Here is a 13,752-nt window from a genome sequence, read left to right on the forward strand (position 1 = left end):
CCTTCTTCCAGTTTACGGAAGAAGGCTTTTTTCATTAATTTCCTACAGTCTGAACGCTCAGAGAAAAGTTCAGCCTGAAAACGTCATGCGTTACTGCGCACCCTCAGCGGCATAGGGAGAACGCCCACCTGTCTGGATGAAGCGATCAATTGCGCCATCCAGCACCGGTAGCGGGACAGAGCCAGTTGCCAGAACGGCATCATGGAACGCCCGCAGATCAAACGCTTTCCCCAGTGCCTTCTCCGCGCGCGCACGGTTGCGGCGAATGTCGGACTCCCCAAGGTAATAAGAAAGCGCCTGACCCGGCCATGCAATATACCGATCAACCTCGGTATCAATCTCGTGCTCGGATAATGCCGTGTTTTCACGCAGATAAGCCCGTGCCTGCTCCCGACTCCAGTGGAGATGGTGCAGCCCCGTATCAACCACCAGACGCGCCGCACGCCAGGCCTGATAGGAGAGGTAACCGAACCGGTCATACGCCGTTTCATAAATCCCCATTTCATTGCCCAGATATTCACAATACAGCGCCCAGCCTTCCCCATAGGCTGAAATATAGTTGAACCGACGATAAGGCGGCACTGCCGGCTGCTCTTCCGCCAGAGACAACTGCAAGGAATGCCCGGGGGAGGATTCATGCAGGGTCAAAGCGGGCAACGCATAGAGCGGGCGCGATGGCAGATCATACGTATTCACCAGATAGGTGTGCGGGCCACCGCGGCCTGCTGTATAAACCGGAGCAACGTCTGCCGGGACAGGTTCAATGGTAAAGCGCCCACGCGGCAGGCGACCAATGATATCCCCCACCTTTCCATCCACCCGCTTGGCCAGCCATGCGGCATCTTTCAACAATTCATCGCCGGTTTTGGGATAGAATTGCGGGTCCGTGCGCAGGAATTTCAGGAAGGCCGGGAAGTCTCCTTTAAAATGCGTCTCAGCCATCACACCCAGCATCTGCTTGTGCAGGCCCGCAACTTCCCTGATCCCAATTTTGTGGATTTCATCCGGGCTCATATCCAGGGTGGTGTATTCCCGAATCTGGGATCGGTAATACGCCTTTCCATCCGGCTGATCTTCCGCCGCCAGTGAGGCACGGGCATGCGGCAGATACTCATCTTTCATGAAGGTATAAAGCGTTTTATAAGCCGGGATCACCGTCTCCCGAATGGCGTTCAACCCATCCTGCCGCAAGCTTGCCTGTGTTTTGGCGGAGATATCATCAGGGAAATGCTTGAACGGCGGTGCAAATGCACTGTCTTCCGGCGTAACAGACGCCATTTTTTCCAGATCCTGCAACCGCTGCTCTACAATCAGCTTCGGCTGCACGAAGCCACGCGCAATTCCGGCTTTCATGGCGGCAATTTCGTCTGCAAAATACCGCCCTGTGTCATTCAGGCGGCTAATGTAATTGCGGTAATCCTGCTCCTTGAGGAAGGGAGTATCGGACGGAGGCAGATCACTCCAGAAGCCGGAATCCGCATCAAACGGAATTTGCCAGACCTGCATGTTCTGGTCATCCAGCAAAACAGTCAGCTGCTGTTTATAAACCGCGTAATTTACCTGATCCTGCGCAGAAAGGCTCTGCACGGAAATGGCATTCAGGTCCGCCAGCGCTTTACGCCACGTTTCCTGACGCACCTGCTGTGTTGCGGGGTCCGCTTTGGGGAGATGGGCTGAGGGCTTTCCATCAGGCAAGCTGCCCTGAAGGTCCATGCGCCATGCCCACTCGCGCTGATAAAGGTCCTGAAAGGCTTTGGTTGCAGAGGGATCAACCGCCGCCTGCGCGTGCGCAAGCGGGCCATAACTCAGCAAGGCCGCCGTGGTCATAAGAGCCAGACGTCTGACAACAGAAACACAGCGCGTGGAATGAACCTGCATGATGCAAAACCCTTCTCTTCAATTGTGGTAATCTAAGCGCGCAATCAGCACCCCGAAAAGCAGACAGGGCAAAAAAAACGGCCCCCTTTGCAGGGAGCCGTTTGAGAGGAAAGCCGGATCAGCCGAGTTTGGGGCGACTTGCCGCAGCGGCTTCCACCATGCCAATCACCTGCTTGCGGCGCTCACCTTCAAGCGGCAGACGCGGGGAGCGGACGAGTTCACTACCACGGCCCATCACTTGCTCAGCCAGCTTGATGGACTGAACCAGATCATGCGCAGCATCCAGATGCAGCAGCGGCATGAACCAGCGGTAAATGCGCAGAGCTGTTTCAATATCGCCACGCTGCAGGGCTTCCACCAGAGCTACAGACTCCTGCGGGAAGGCGCTGGTCAGACCGGAAATCCAGCCTTTTGCGCCCAGTGTCAGACCTTCAAACGCCACGTCATCCAGACCCGCCATCATCAGGAAGCGGTCACCAAAGCGGTTCGGCACATCCGTATAACGGCGTGTGTCGGAAGAGCTTTCCTTCAGACCGACAATCGTTTTGCAATCTTCCAGCTCAGCCAGAACATCCAGTTCCACATTCACGCGGTAGGAGGTCGGGTTGTTGTAGATGATGATCGGCAGGTCGGTCGCTTTGGAAATTTCGCGGAAATGCGCAACCAGTTCATGCGGTTTGGGGACATAGACCATTGCCGGCAGAACCATCAGCGCATCTGCACCGCTTTTTGCGGCCTGTTTGGCAAATGCTACAGCGCGCGGGGTTGTCATTTCAGACACACCAACAAACAGCGGGGCGCGCGTTCCGGCCACTTCACGCGCGGCTTCCAGAATCTGCACTTTTTCTGCGGGTTCGAGCGAATTGTTTTCGCCACACGTTCCCATCATCACCAGACCATGCACGCCGTCATTAATCAGCGCGTCAATAACCTTCTGCGTGCCTTTCAGGTCAACGGACAGGTCTTCATTAAACTGGGTGGTAACTGCGGGAAAAACGCCTTTCCAGGTCATTTCCAGTGCCATGTGTGAGCCTCCTTGCTCTGCTCTCGTTTCGTTTATCGTATACGTAACACCATCGTAGTGACCCGTAAAGCACCCTCCGCACCCTCTTTGCAAAAAAGCCTCTCCCGCCCCTCACGCTTCATGCTTTTGCTGTTATAAACTACAACAAACGTCTAATGCCGCTGGGACGATGAGCTGCTTGCTCACGATCCATAATTCGTTTATCGTATACGTAATGACCGCCTTTTGAGTCTGGAGCCGCTTTCCATGAGCACCACAGCACCCCTTCCTGCCTCGCCTGCGCCCATCAGCAGCGCCGCCTTCATACAGCGCATCCGCTCGGTGCAAGTGCTGCTGGAAAAAGCCGGGCTGGACGCGCTCGCCGTAAATGCAGGCAACAGCATGCGCTATTTCACCGGCGTGCCATGGGATGCGACGGAACGGCTGGTAACACTCATCATCCCCCGCACCGGCACACCTGTTGTGGTCTGCCCGCATTTTGAAACAGGCTCTCTTAAAGCCTGCCTGCGCACGGATGTGGAGATTGCAACCTGGCAGGAAGATGAAAACCCCGCCCTGTGCGCTCTGGAACCCTATGCCGCAGGGGCACGCATTGCTCTGGACCCGGACTTTAGCTTTGGTTTTGTCACGGCCATGCGCAAAGCTCGGCCTGACCTTGTGCTGGAAGATGACGCCGGGCTGATCTCCAACATGCGGGCCTGCAAATCCGCTGAGGAAATTGCACTCATCACGCACGCCATGGCCATTACAATTCAGGTTCATAAAGAGGTGTATGCGTTCCTGAAGCCGGGCCTTCTGGCCAGTGAAATCCGCCGTTTTATTGATACGCGCCACCGTGCACTGGGGGCAGATAATGGCTCCTATTTCTGTGCAGTGCAGTTTGGGCATGCAACCGCCTACCCGCATGGCATTCCGGGGGATCAGGTTCTGGGGGAAAACGACCTCGTTCTGATTGATACCGGCTGCCGCCTGGACGGATACCATTCCGACATTACGCGGACCTACGCTTTCGGCCAGCCTGACCCGGAACAAGCGCGGATCTGGGCCATTGAAAAAGAAGCCCAGTATGCGGCCTTCAATGCTGCCAGAATTGGCGCGCCCTGCCATGTGGTGGATGATGCCGCCCGTGCGGTGCTGGAACGCCATAACCTTGGCCCGGATTACAAGCTGCCCGGCCTGCCCCACCGCACCGGGCATGGCATTGGCCTGTCCATTCATGAAGCGCCTTATCTGGTGCGCGGCAACACCACACCGCTCAAAGCCGGGCATTGCATGTCTAATGAGCCGATGATCGTCATCCCCGAGACATTTGGCATCCGGTTGGAAGACCATTTCTACATGACGGACGACGGCCCGCGCTGGTTTACCGAACCCTCCCACAGCTTCACCGCCCCGTTCAACTGAACATCAGATCAAGAAAGACGGACATCTCTCATGGCCTCTCCCTCCCCCTCAGAGCGCCTGACGGCACTTCGGTCTGCTCTGTCCGGCCTTGGTGTAGACGGATTCTTCCTGCCGCGAGGCGATGAACATCTTGGCGAATATGTGCCTGCCTGTGCCGAACGACTGGCCTGGCTGACGGGCTTTACCGGCAGTGCCGGGCTCGCGCTGGTTCTGCCAGACACGGCCGCCGTCTTTTCTGACGGGCGCTATCAGGTACAGATGCGCCAGCAGGTGGACACATCCCTGTGGTCTGTCGAGCATATGTATGAGACGCCACCCCCTCTCTGGCTGTCCAAACATGCGCGTGGGAAGTCTGTTGGGTTTGACCCGCGCAGCGTGAGCGTTCGGGATATTGAGGCGCTGGAGCAGGCCGGATGTCATATGGTCGCCCTCCCCTGCAATCCCGTCGATGGCATCTGGGCTGATCGCCCCCAAGCCCCCGCTGCACCTGTCTGCATTCAGCCTCTGGCACTCACCGGGCGCGAAAACAGCGCAAAAATTCAGGATATTGCGGATACCCTGCGTCAAGCCGGGCAGGATGCCGTCATTCTGCCGGACCCGACCAGCATTGCATGGCTTTTGAACATTCGTGGGCGGGACCTGCCCTTTTTGCCGGTCGCCCTGTGTTTTGCCATCCTGCATGCCGATGCCACGGTTGATCTGTTTATTGATATCACCCGCATTGATGATGCGGTGCGTAGCCACCTCGGCACATCCGTCCGTGTGCATATGCCTGCGGATATGGAACAGATTTTGCAAACCATGCACGGAAAAACCGTGCGACTGGACCCGGCCCGCTGCCCGATCTGGTTTGCAAATACCCTTAAAGACGTAAAAGCCACACTGGCGGAAGGCACAGACCCGTGCCTCATGCCCCGCGCCTGTAAAACCCCGGCAGAGCTGGACGGCATGCGCCGCGCCCATCTGCTGGACGGCATTGCCCTGACCCGTTTCCTGTGCTGGGTAAAAGCGCATGGCGTCGGCAAAACCGAGGCCGCCATCGCAGACCATCTGCTGGCCCTGCGCCGCGAGGCAGAAACCTGCATCGGCCCAAGTTTTCACACCATTGCAGGCTCTGGCCCAAACGCCGCCATCATGCACTATGCCCCCACGGCGGAGCAGTGCAGCGTAGTGCAGGCCGATGCCTTCCTGCTGGTTGACAGCGGCGGCCAGTATACCTGCGCCACAACCGATGTAACCCGGACTGTCTGGCTCGGTGCCGGCTCTCCGCCCGAGGAGTGGAAAAAGCAGTATACCTGCGTGCTTCAGGGGCTGATCGCGCTGGATCAGGCCATCTTCCCGGCAGGCACACATGGCTACCGGCTGGACCCTCTGGCCCGGCTGGCCTTGTGGAAAGAAGGACTGGATTTTGACCACGGTGCCGGGCACGGCGTCGGCAGTTGCCTCTCCGTGCATGAATGGCCGCTTGGCTTCACCCGTCGCCCCGTGCTGGACCCGCTCCATGAACATATGGTGATGACGAACGAACCGGGCTTTTACGCCCCCGGTTCTCACGGCATGCGGCTGGAAAACCAGATGGAAACCTGTCTGGCCTACAAAACCGAAACAGGCGACTACCTCCGCTTTAAAACGCTCACTCTGGCTCCCATTGATACGCGCGGCATCAGCCTTGAGCGTCTGACAGATACGGAACGCACCTGGCTGAACACCTACCATGCCCGCGTACTGGAGCAGATTGGCCCCCATCTGGCCCCGGAGGAGCGCGAGTGGCTGCAACGCGCCTGTGCACCGCTGTGACAGCCCCGCTCCCACCGCCCCGTTCCGTCCTCGTGCTGGGTGGCGGCATTATTGCGCGTGCCTGCGCCCTGCGCCTTCAGGAACAGGGATGCGCCGTCACGCTGGTTGCTGAGCCAGACACAGCCCCGCCATCATGGGGCAATGCCGGACATATTGCGACGGAGCAGGTGCAGGTTCTGGCCCGCCTCGCCACCGCCACCCGCGTGCTGTCTGACCATTTCCCCCGCGGCCCCGTAGCGCTGGACTGGGGCTCTACTCCGGCGTGGCTCTCCTGGTCTTTCCGCTTTATGCGCGCCTGTCTGCCCGGGCGTGTGCGCGAGAGCGATGCCGCCTTGCGTGGCCTGATGCTCAACGCGCTGCCCGCATGGGAAAAACTGGCCAACACGCTGGACAGACCAGACCTTCTGGACCTGCGCGGCGTGGTCAAACTTTGGGAAGGCACAGACGCGGACCAGAAGGCCACAAGTGCGCTACAGACTGACCACGGCCCTGCAACCACCACGCCTCTGGATGCCGCACAAATTGCTGCGTTCAATCTGACCCTCGCTACCCCGGTTAAAGCTGGCGTGCATTTTGCAGGCACGGCCCACATCACCAATCCGCGTGACGTGCTGGATACGCTTCTGGCGCGGTTTGTGGCAGCCGGTGGCACACATCTTGCGGCCCGCGGGGTGAAGATCACCCCCGAGGCACAGACCGTCCGGGTGAACACCACGCAAGGCGATCTCACCGCAGACCGCGTTGTTGTGGCCTGTGGCGTGCGCTCCGGCACTTTGCTGCCAGACGTCGCCGTGCCGCTGGTAGCGGAACGCGGCTACCATGTGGAATGGGACCACGGCGGACAGTGGACGCTGCCCAATGCGGTTTTTGAAGATCGCGCCGTGGTCGTCACGCGTTTTGGCAGCCGCCTGCGCGCCACATCCTTTGTTGAGTTCACGCGGGATGCCTCCGCGCCAGACCCACGCAAATGGGAACGGCTGGAAGCCCATGTGCGCGCACTGGGCTTACCCGTGGCCTCCCCTTTTGCCCGCTGGCATGGCTCCCGCCCCACGCTGCCGGATTACCTGCCTGCTCTGGGCTCGTTCCGCCATGCGCCGCGCGTTGTTGCGGCCTATGGGCACAACCATCTGGGCCTGACCCTCGGGCCTGTCACCGCGGACGTGCTGAGCGCGCATATCCTGCGTGGCGCCCCCCTCCCCACAGCTTTCAGCCCGGACAGGTTTGGCCTGCGCTCCGGCTTTTTGAAATAAGGAAACCTCATGACTTTAACAGGCGCTCTTCTGATCGGACAGAACACGGTCACTCGCCCCGAAACCTTTCAGGCTCTCAACGCGGCAACGGGTGAGACGCTGGACACCGCTTTTTCCTGCGCAACGGCCGACGATGTCCGCACAGCCTGCACTCTGGCTGACGAAGCCTTTGACACCTTCCGCGCGACCACGCCGGAAGCCCGTGCGCAGTTTCTGGACTGTATTGCGGATGAAATTGAAGCCCTCGGCCCGACACTTCTGGACCGCGCCCACGCAGAAACCGGCCTGCCTCTGCCGCGCCTGACGGGTGAGCGGGGCCGCACCATGGGGCAGCTCCGCATGTTTGCGCGGGAACTGCGGGCCGGACGCTGCCTTGATGCCCGTATTGATGAAGCCCTGCCCGACCGCAAACCCATGGCCCGCGCAGACCTGCGCCAGATCCGTATTGGCGTTGGCCCGGTTGCCGTGTTCGGGGCCAGTAACTTCCCGCTGGCCTTCTCCGTGGCCGGGAGCGATACCGCTTCCGCATTTGCGGCGGGCTGCCCGGTGGTCGTCAAGGCCCATCCGGCCCACCCCGGCACCAGTGAACTGGTTGGCCGCGCCATTCAGTCCGCTGTGCAAAAATGTGGCCTGCCGGAAGGCACATTCTCCCTCGTCGGTGGCCCGGATTATGCGTTGGGGGCTGAACTGGTCAAACACCCGGCCATTATGGCGGTCGGGTATACCGGCTCCCGCGCTGGCGGCCTTGCCCTCAGCCAGATTGCCGCCGCCCGCCCGGTTCCGGTGCCGGTTTATGCGGAAATGAGCAGCATCAACCCCGTCTATCTGCTGCCGGAGGCGCTGAAGAACAGCGCTGAGAGCCTTGGCACGGCCTTCATCGCCTCTCTGACCATGGGGGCCGGGCAGTTCTGCACCAACCCGGGTCTCATTCTGGCGCTGAGCGGCCCGGATCTGGAGCGTTTCTGCCAGAGCGCGCAGGAGGCCCTGAAAACGGCCCCCGCTCCCACCATGCTCACCCAGTCCATCCATGCCTCTTACGACGCCGGCGTGGAAAAACTGGCCGGGCGTCGAGGTGTGTCCCTGCTGGGCCGTGGGCCGAAGGGCGATGCCTCCAGCTGTCAGGCTGCCGTATTCACCACGGATGCTGCAAGCTTTATGCAGGACCCGATCATGCAGCATGAGATTTTTGGCTCCTGCTCCCTGATTGTCGCCTGCCCGGATCTGGACACCCTGCTTGCCCTGACGCGCAGTCTTGAAGGCCAGCTGACAGGCACGCTGCATCTGGAAGATGGCGATATTGCCGTCGCCCAGACGCTCATGCCGGTTCTGGAACGCAAGGTTGGCCGCATTCTGGCCAACGCCTGGCCGACCGGTGTGGAAGTCTGTGCGGCTATGGTACATGGCGGCCCCTTCCCGGCCACAACGGACCCGCGCAGCACGTCTGTCGGCACTGCGGCCATTGAGCGCTTCCTGCGGCCGGTGTGCTATCAGGATCTGCCCGATGCGCTTCTCCCCGCCGGCCTGCGCAGCACCAACCCCCTTGGGCTGCCGCGCCAGACCGACAAATAAAGCCCTCTAACAGCCAGCCCTTCGACTGATGACAGGAGCCGTTCATGGCGCATGATGAGTCTGGTCACTTCAAGCAACGCCTTGGTCTGTTTGACCTGACCATGATCGGCTTTGGGTCCATCTTCGGCTCAGGCTGGCTGTTTGCCGCCGCCCATGTGGCGGATATGGCCGGGCCGGCCAGCATCGTCTCATGGCTCATCGGCGGTGTCGCCGTTTTGCTGATCGGGCTGGTTTATTGCGAACTGGGTGCGGCCCTGCCGCTGGCAGGCAGCGTGGTGCGCTACCCGGAACAGGCCCACGGCTCCACCGCCGCCTTTCTGACGGGAGCGATGACCACCATCGCTTTTTCCAGTCTGATTTCAATCGAAATTGTCGCCGCCCGCCAATACGCCGATGCGTGGATAGGCGGCCTGTCCCGCAATGCCAGCGGTGACCCTACTCTGGCCGGGTGGCTGGTGCAGTTTGCGATTATGGTCGTACTCTATGCCATCAACCGGCGCGGCATTGGCAGTTTTGCGCTCATCAATAACATCGTCACCGTCTTCAAGTTTCTGGTGCCCACACTGGTTATCGTGCTGCTGCTGGCCTACATGCATCCCGGAAATTTCAGCCTGCATGGCTTTGCGCCGCATGGCTTTCAGGGTGTCGAGACAGCCATTTCCGCCGGGGGTGTCATTTTTGCCTATCTCGGCCTGACACCCATTCTGTCCGTCGCCAGTGAGGTCCGAAACCCGCAGCGCACCATCCCCATTGCGCTGGTGGCTTCCATCACACTGGCCATGCTGGTTTATCTGCTGCTGCAAACGGCTTTTATCGGCGCACTTCCCGCTAACCTGCTGACGGAGGGCTGGAACGGCATTGCAACCCGTCTTGCCCTGCCGTTCCACGATATTGCCGTGCAGCTTGGCCTGAGCTTTCTGGCTCTCATGGTGGTGACAGATGCCATTCTATCCCCCACCGGCACCGGCAACATCTACATGTCGGCTACGGCCCGCGTAGTTTATGCGTGGTCCAAAAGCGGCACGTTCTTTCCGGTTTTCCAGCGCATGAATACCCAGCGCGGTGTACCGGATAAAGCCCTGCTGCTCACCTTCGGGCTGGCCCTTTTCTGGACGCTTCCGTTCCCCTCATGGCAGGCGCTGATCGGCGTGGTCTCATCCGCCCTCATGCTGAGCTATGCCATGGCCCCTACGTCTGCCGCAGCGCTGCGGCGGTCCCGGCCTGACCTGCACCGCCCCTTCCGTCTGCCTTACTTCAATCTGCTCTCACCACTGGCTTTTGCGATTGCATCCCTGATTGTTATCTGGACCGGCTGGACCACGCTCTGCTGGCTGATGCCTGCCCTGCTGGTGCTTACGGCTATTTTCATGAGTGTTGCCCGCCGCCGCCTCTCCTCTGCAGAATGGACACAGGAGCTGCGCAGCAGCCTCTGGATGCCGGCTTATTTTGTGGGGCTTCTTGCTCTATCCTGGAGCGGCCCTTTTCAGGGTGCCGGTCTGCTGGACCATGTGTGGGACGATATCGCAGTGGTCGTGTTTGCGCTGATCATTCACCACTGGGCCGCGACCTGCGGCCTTCAGGATCAGGCAGAAAAAGCGGCCTGATCCTCATTTAAAATTTTACGACCGCGCCTTATTTCAGCGCGCCGCGCAGATCATCCAGCGTGGTCTGAATATGCTTGCGCATCAGTTTTTCAATCTCACGCTTGTTTCCCGCCAGCCAGCACGCCATCAGTTCCCGATGCTCCTGATTAGCGCGGGTATCAATGTCCTGCATGTGCATGTGAAAACGCACATAGCGGTCAGCCGTCACGTTCAGCAGGGTTAGCACGTGGATGGTCGTGGGGCCTGCTGCGGGCTCTACAAGAGCCAGATGGAACAGCCGGTTATAAACCCCACGTCTCGGGTCCTGCCGTGCCACAGCACTTTCCAGCTCTTCCAGACAGGCCTGTGCCTTCTTTGCGTCCTCTTCCGTCGCACTCTGGGCACCACGGGCCGTCGCTTCAGGCTCAATCAGCAAGCGCAGATGGAACACATCTTCCGCTTCCTTACGCGTCAGCGGGGTGACGAAAAATCCTCGTTTGGGGTGAAGGGAGACCAGTCCATCCTGTTGCAGGCGCACCAGTGCTTCACGCACCGGAATTTTGCTGATCTCAAATGCCGCCGCAATGCCGTCCTGCCGGATCGGCTCACCTTCCCCCACCTCTCCGTTCAGGATTTGCTCCCGGAGAACGTCATAAAGCTGGTCAGAAATGGACCGTGACACAAGTCGCGTCTTCTGGGGGGTGATCATACTATGCAAACTTCACTTCTATCGCTCAGATCTTGTTTCTATAGCTAGGCCATTCCCCCACCCGAAACAACCGACAGACATACGATGGCAGGAAATGGCTGCTCCCTTACTGAGAACCTTTATGCCCCGCAGCCAGCAGACGCACCCCAAAGAACGGCCCATTGGAGCGCGAACCACCGGGGAGGATCCGCACACTCAGCGTCTCTTTCCCCTGTGTCCAGGCTTCGGGAATAGCGGCCTCCACATCCACAAACCGCGCGTGCATATCCGCAGGCCAGTTCAGGCTAGGAAGAGGCTTGCCGTTAACCAGAATGCGCGTCCCCCGCGTGCGGGGAACATCCTTGCTCCACAACGTCGTTTGCAAAACAAGCGGACCCGGTTTGGCCTTCAGGGTAAATTCCATAAACCCGCCGGACCGCAGATCCCGCCCGTTCCGACCACGATACACCAGCGGCCAGGAGCCATCCGCCCGCAGGCCATGATCATGCTCCTGCTGCATCTCCCCGAGATGAATGACATCAATTGTCCGAACTGCAATATCTTTCTGGCGGCGCTGTTCCTCACGATACACACCTTCTTCCTGATGCCATTCGCTTTCTGAAAAACACCGCAGATACAGAGCACTCCGGCGCTTGTACTGCGCATAAAACGGCTTGAACTCAAGCTGTGCCGGTCGGCCTGCCTGCGTGGTGCGATAGACCGCCTCCTGCCCCGCAACAGGAGCCATATCCCGCACCACATCTGAGGTCACAAGGGCCGGGTCCATAGCATCATAAGGGGCTTCGGCGCTCGCAAGATCAGCCGCCAGAACCATCGGTCCGTGCAGAAGGGAGACAAGATGAGGAGCCTCGACCGGCGCTTCTGTGCGCAGCGCCAGAGGGAGCGTAAGGGCAACTGTATCCCCGGCATGCCAGGTCCGATTGAGCACAAGATAACCGCCAGAAGGTGTCGCGGGAACGGTCTGGCCATTCACGGTGACACTCAGGTCCCCTTTGACCCAGCCCGGCACCCGCAGCGCCAGCGCGAACGCTGCAGGCGCTTTTACGTCCTCAACCTTCAGAGTGACCTGCCCGTCATACGGATAACGGGTCTCCATCCGCCAGGACACGTCTTTACGCGCCCACTGCATCCGGGAAGGAATGTAGAGATTCACAAAAAGCGTCTCTGCGCCCTGCCACCAGATGGACTCTCCATGCTTGGCATGGCTCTCCATCCCCGTGCCCACACAACACCAGAAGCTGTCCGTCGGGGTAGACCAGTCCCGCACGCCCGCAGTGATAGTCGGCGTCATGTAGGTAAACATGCCCGTTTGCGGGTCATGCGCGGCCAGAACATGGTTCAGATGGGCACGCTCATAATAATCAAAAAGCGCGCTGTTCGGCTGCCATGTGTAGAGCTGCCGCGTCAGCTTGAGCATGTTGTATGTATTACAATGCTCGCAGGTCTGCTCTGTAATATGCTGAGAAATCGTATCCGGTTCCGAGAAATACTCCCGGTCCGCATTCCCGCCAATCACATAGCTATGGTGCTGTGTGACCGCCTGCCAGAAAAAGCGCGGGCCAACCTGCCAGTGCGCATCGCCGCTGACCTCCGCAATCCGCCCCAGCCCGATCAGTTTGGGGATTTGCGTATTGGCATGCCGGTTGGCCAGATCATCATGCCGGGCCATCAACGGGTCCAGCACAGGCCGGTCATACGTCCGCTTTGCCAGACGCAGCCACTTTGCATCGCCTGTGCGGGCAGCCAGTTCTGCAAAGCTTTCGTTCAGGCCGCCATATTCGCAGGTCAGAACTTTTTGAAGCTGTGCGTCCATCAGCTTGCTGTAAAAGGCTTCAAAGAAGCCACCCAGCCTGACCGCGACTGGCAGCGCATTAGGGTCCTGACAATAGGTTTGCGCATCAAACAAACCCGCAAAGGTTTTATGGATGTTATACAGGGGAGACCAGGCACCGTTCAGGTCAAACCCGCCTGACCGGATGTCGCCTTTTTCCATTTCGGCAAAAATTATTTTTCCATCGGTAATCGTGCCGTCTTTTGCCTTACGGGTAAAAGCTGCCACATACCCATCGCCCCATTTGTCCTGAACAGTCGCCAGTTCCTGCACAATATAGGCCACGCGGCTGCGGCATTCAGCATTTCCAGTCTGCGCATACATCAGAGCGAGCGCGGAGAGGTAATGACCCAGCGTATGTCCCGCAATCGTGTCATTCTCCCAGCCGCCATAAACCTCCCCTTTGGGCGGCAGGCCAGCCTGCGTGCGGAAGTTGTGGAGCAAACGGTCTGCGCTCAGGCTGAGCAGATAAGCCCGATTACTTTCAACCGCATCCAGCCAGTGAGACGGCAACAACCGAACATCCTGAAGCGGCACAGGCGTCACACTCTCCCCTGCCACAACACTCCCCGGCCCGCGCGCAGCAAGCGCCCGTCGCGCCCCCGGAAAAAGGGACGCAGCGCCACCCAAAGCAACACTCGCCAGCAGGAAGCGCCTGTTTAGTCTGATCTCCATCGTCTTTTCCCTTACGCCGTTTAAAAAAACGC

Annotated in this window: 9 protein-coding genes; 5 read left to right on the plus strand and 4 right to left on the minus strand. The window is 59.4% G+C overall.

The features are described 5' to 3' along the window. Positions 1-90 precede the first annotated feature (90 nt). Positions 91-1,878, minus strand: a complete 1,788-nt coding sequence (locus tag AD930_RS08210) for a DUF885 domain-containing protein (protein ID WP_082781772.1) — start codon at positions 1,876-1,878, stop codon at positions 91-93. A 118-nt stretch (positions 1,879-1,996) separates the two neighbouring features. Then, positions 1,997-2,902: a dihydrodipicolinate synthase family protein gene (locus AD930_RS08215; RefSeq protein ID WP_081894238.1), complete on the minus strand. Its 906-nt coding sequence runs from the start codon at positions 2,900-2,902 to the stop codon at positions 1,997-1,999. A gap of 246 nt (positions 2,903-3,148) precedes the next feature. On the opposite strand from AD930_RS08215, the gene AD930_RS08220 reads away from it, so the two are divergent. Genes AD930_RS08220 through AD930_RS08240 form a run of 5 tightly spaced genes read left to right on the plus strand, consistent with a single transcriptional unit; the run spans position 3,149 to position 10,526 of the window. Beyond that, on the plus strand, positions 3,149-4,306 hold the full coding sequence (locus AD930_RS08220; RefSeq protein ID WP_061505905.1) for a M24 family metallopeptidase: 1,158 nt from the start codon (positions 3,149-3,151) through the stop codon (positions 4,304-4,306). Between the two features lie 30 nt (positions 4,307-4,336). Then, a complete protein-coding gene (locus tag AD930_RS08225) occupies positions 4,337-6,103 on the plus strand; it encodes an aminopeptidase P family protein (protein ID WP_061505847.1) in 1,767 nt (588 codons plus the stop codon). Further along, a complete protein-coding gene (locus tag AD930_RS08230; RefSeq protein ID WP_244150534.1) occupies positions 6,073-7,353 on the plus strand; it encodes an NAD(P)/FAD-dependent oxidoreductase in 1,281 nt (426 codons plus the stop codon). The genes AD930_RS08225 and AD930_RS08230 overlap by 31 nt, the downstream gene beginning before the upstream one ends. Positions 7,354-7,362: 9 nt before the next feature. Then, positions 7,363-8,922: an aldehyde dehydrogenase (NADP(+)) gene (locus AD930_RS08235; protein WP_061505848.1), complete on the plus strand. Its 1,560-nt coding sequence runs from the start codon at positions 7,363-7,365 to the stop codon at positions 8,920-8,922. A 44-nt stretch (positions 8,923-8,966) separates the two neighbouring features. Beyond that, positions 8,967-10,526, plus strand: a complete 1,560-nt coding sequence (locus tag AD930_RS08240; RefSeq protein WP_061505849.1) for an APC family permease — start codon at positions 8,967-8,969, stop codon at positions 10,524-10,526. Between the two features lie 28 nt (positions 10,527-10,554). Here the strand turns inward: AD930_RS08240 and AD930_RS08245 are convergent, their stop codons facing one another. Both AD930_RS08245 and AD930_RS08250 read right to left on the minus strand, forming a co-directional pair. Further along, entirely contained in the window at positions 10,555-11,187 is a 633-nt protein-coding gene (locus tag AD930_RS08245) for a GntR family transcriptional regulator (RefSeq protein ID WP_231867365.1), read from the minus strand. 133 nt (positions 11,188-11,320) lie between these two features. Continuing rightward, positions 11,321-13,720 carry a glycoside hydrolase family 127 protein gene (locus AD930_RS08250; RefSeq protein WP_061505850.1) on the minus strand — a complete coding sequence of 800 codons (2,400 nt, stop codon included), beginning with the start codon at positions 13,718-13,720 and terminating at the stop codon, positions 11,321-11,323. Positions 13,721-13,752 lie beyond the last annotated feature (32 nt).

The organism is Acetobacter malorum (assembly GCF_001580615.1).
GTDB classification, from domain to species: Bacteria; Pseudomonadota; Alphaproteobacteria; order Acetobacterales; family Acetobacteraceae; genus Acetobacter; species Acetobacter malorum.

Excerpts from the sequence above, each read along its gene's own strand:
- AD930_RS08250 (WP_061505850.1), bottom strand. The coding sequence starts at position 13,720 with ATGGAGATCAGACTAAACAGGCGCTTCCTGCTGGCGAGTGTTGCTTTG.
- AD930_RS08235 (WP_061505848.1), top strand. The coding sequence starts at position 7,363 with ATGACTTTAACAGGCGCTCTTCTGATCGGACAGAACACGGTCACTCGC.
- AD930_RS08225 (WP_061505847.1), top strand. The coding sequence starts at position 4,337 with ATGGCCTCTCCCTCCCCCTCAGAGCGCCTGACGGCACTTCGGTCTGCT.
- AD930_RS08215 (WP_081894238.1), bottom strand. The coding sequence starts at position 2,902 with ATGGCACTGGAAATGACCTGGAAAGGCGTTTTTCCCGCAGTTACCACC.
- AD930_RS08220 (WP_061505905.1), top strand. The coding sequence starts at position 3,149 with ATGAGCACCACAGCACCCCTTCCTGCCTCGCCTGCGCCCATCAGCAGC.
- AD930_RS08240 (WP_061505849.1), top strand. The coding sequence starts at position 8,967 with ATGGCGCATGATGAGTCTGGTCACTTCAAGCAACGCCTTGGTCTGTTT.
- AD930_RS08210 (WP_082781772.1), bottom strand. The coding sequence starts at position 1,878 with ATGCAGGTTCATTCCACGCGCTGTGTTTCTGTTGTCAGACGTCTGGCT.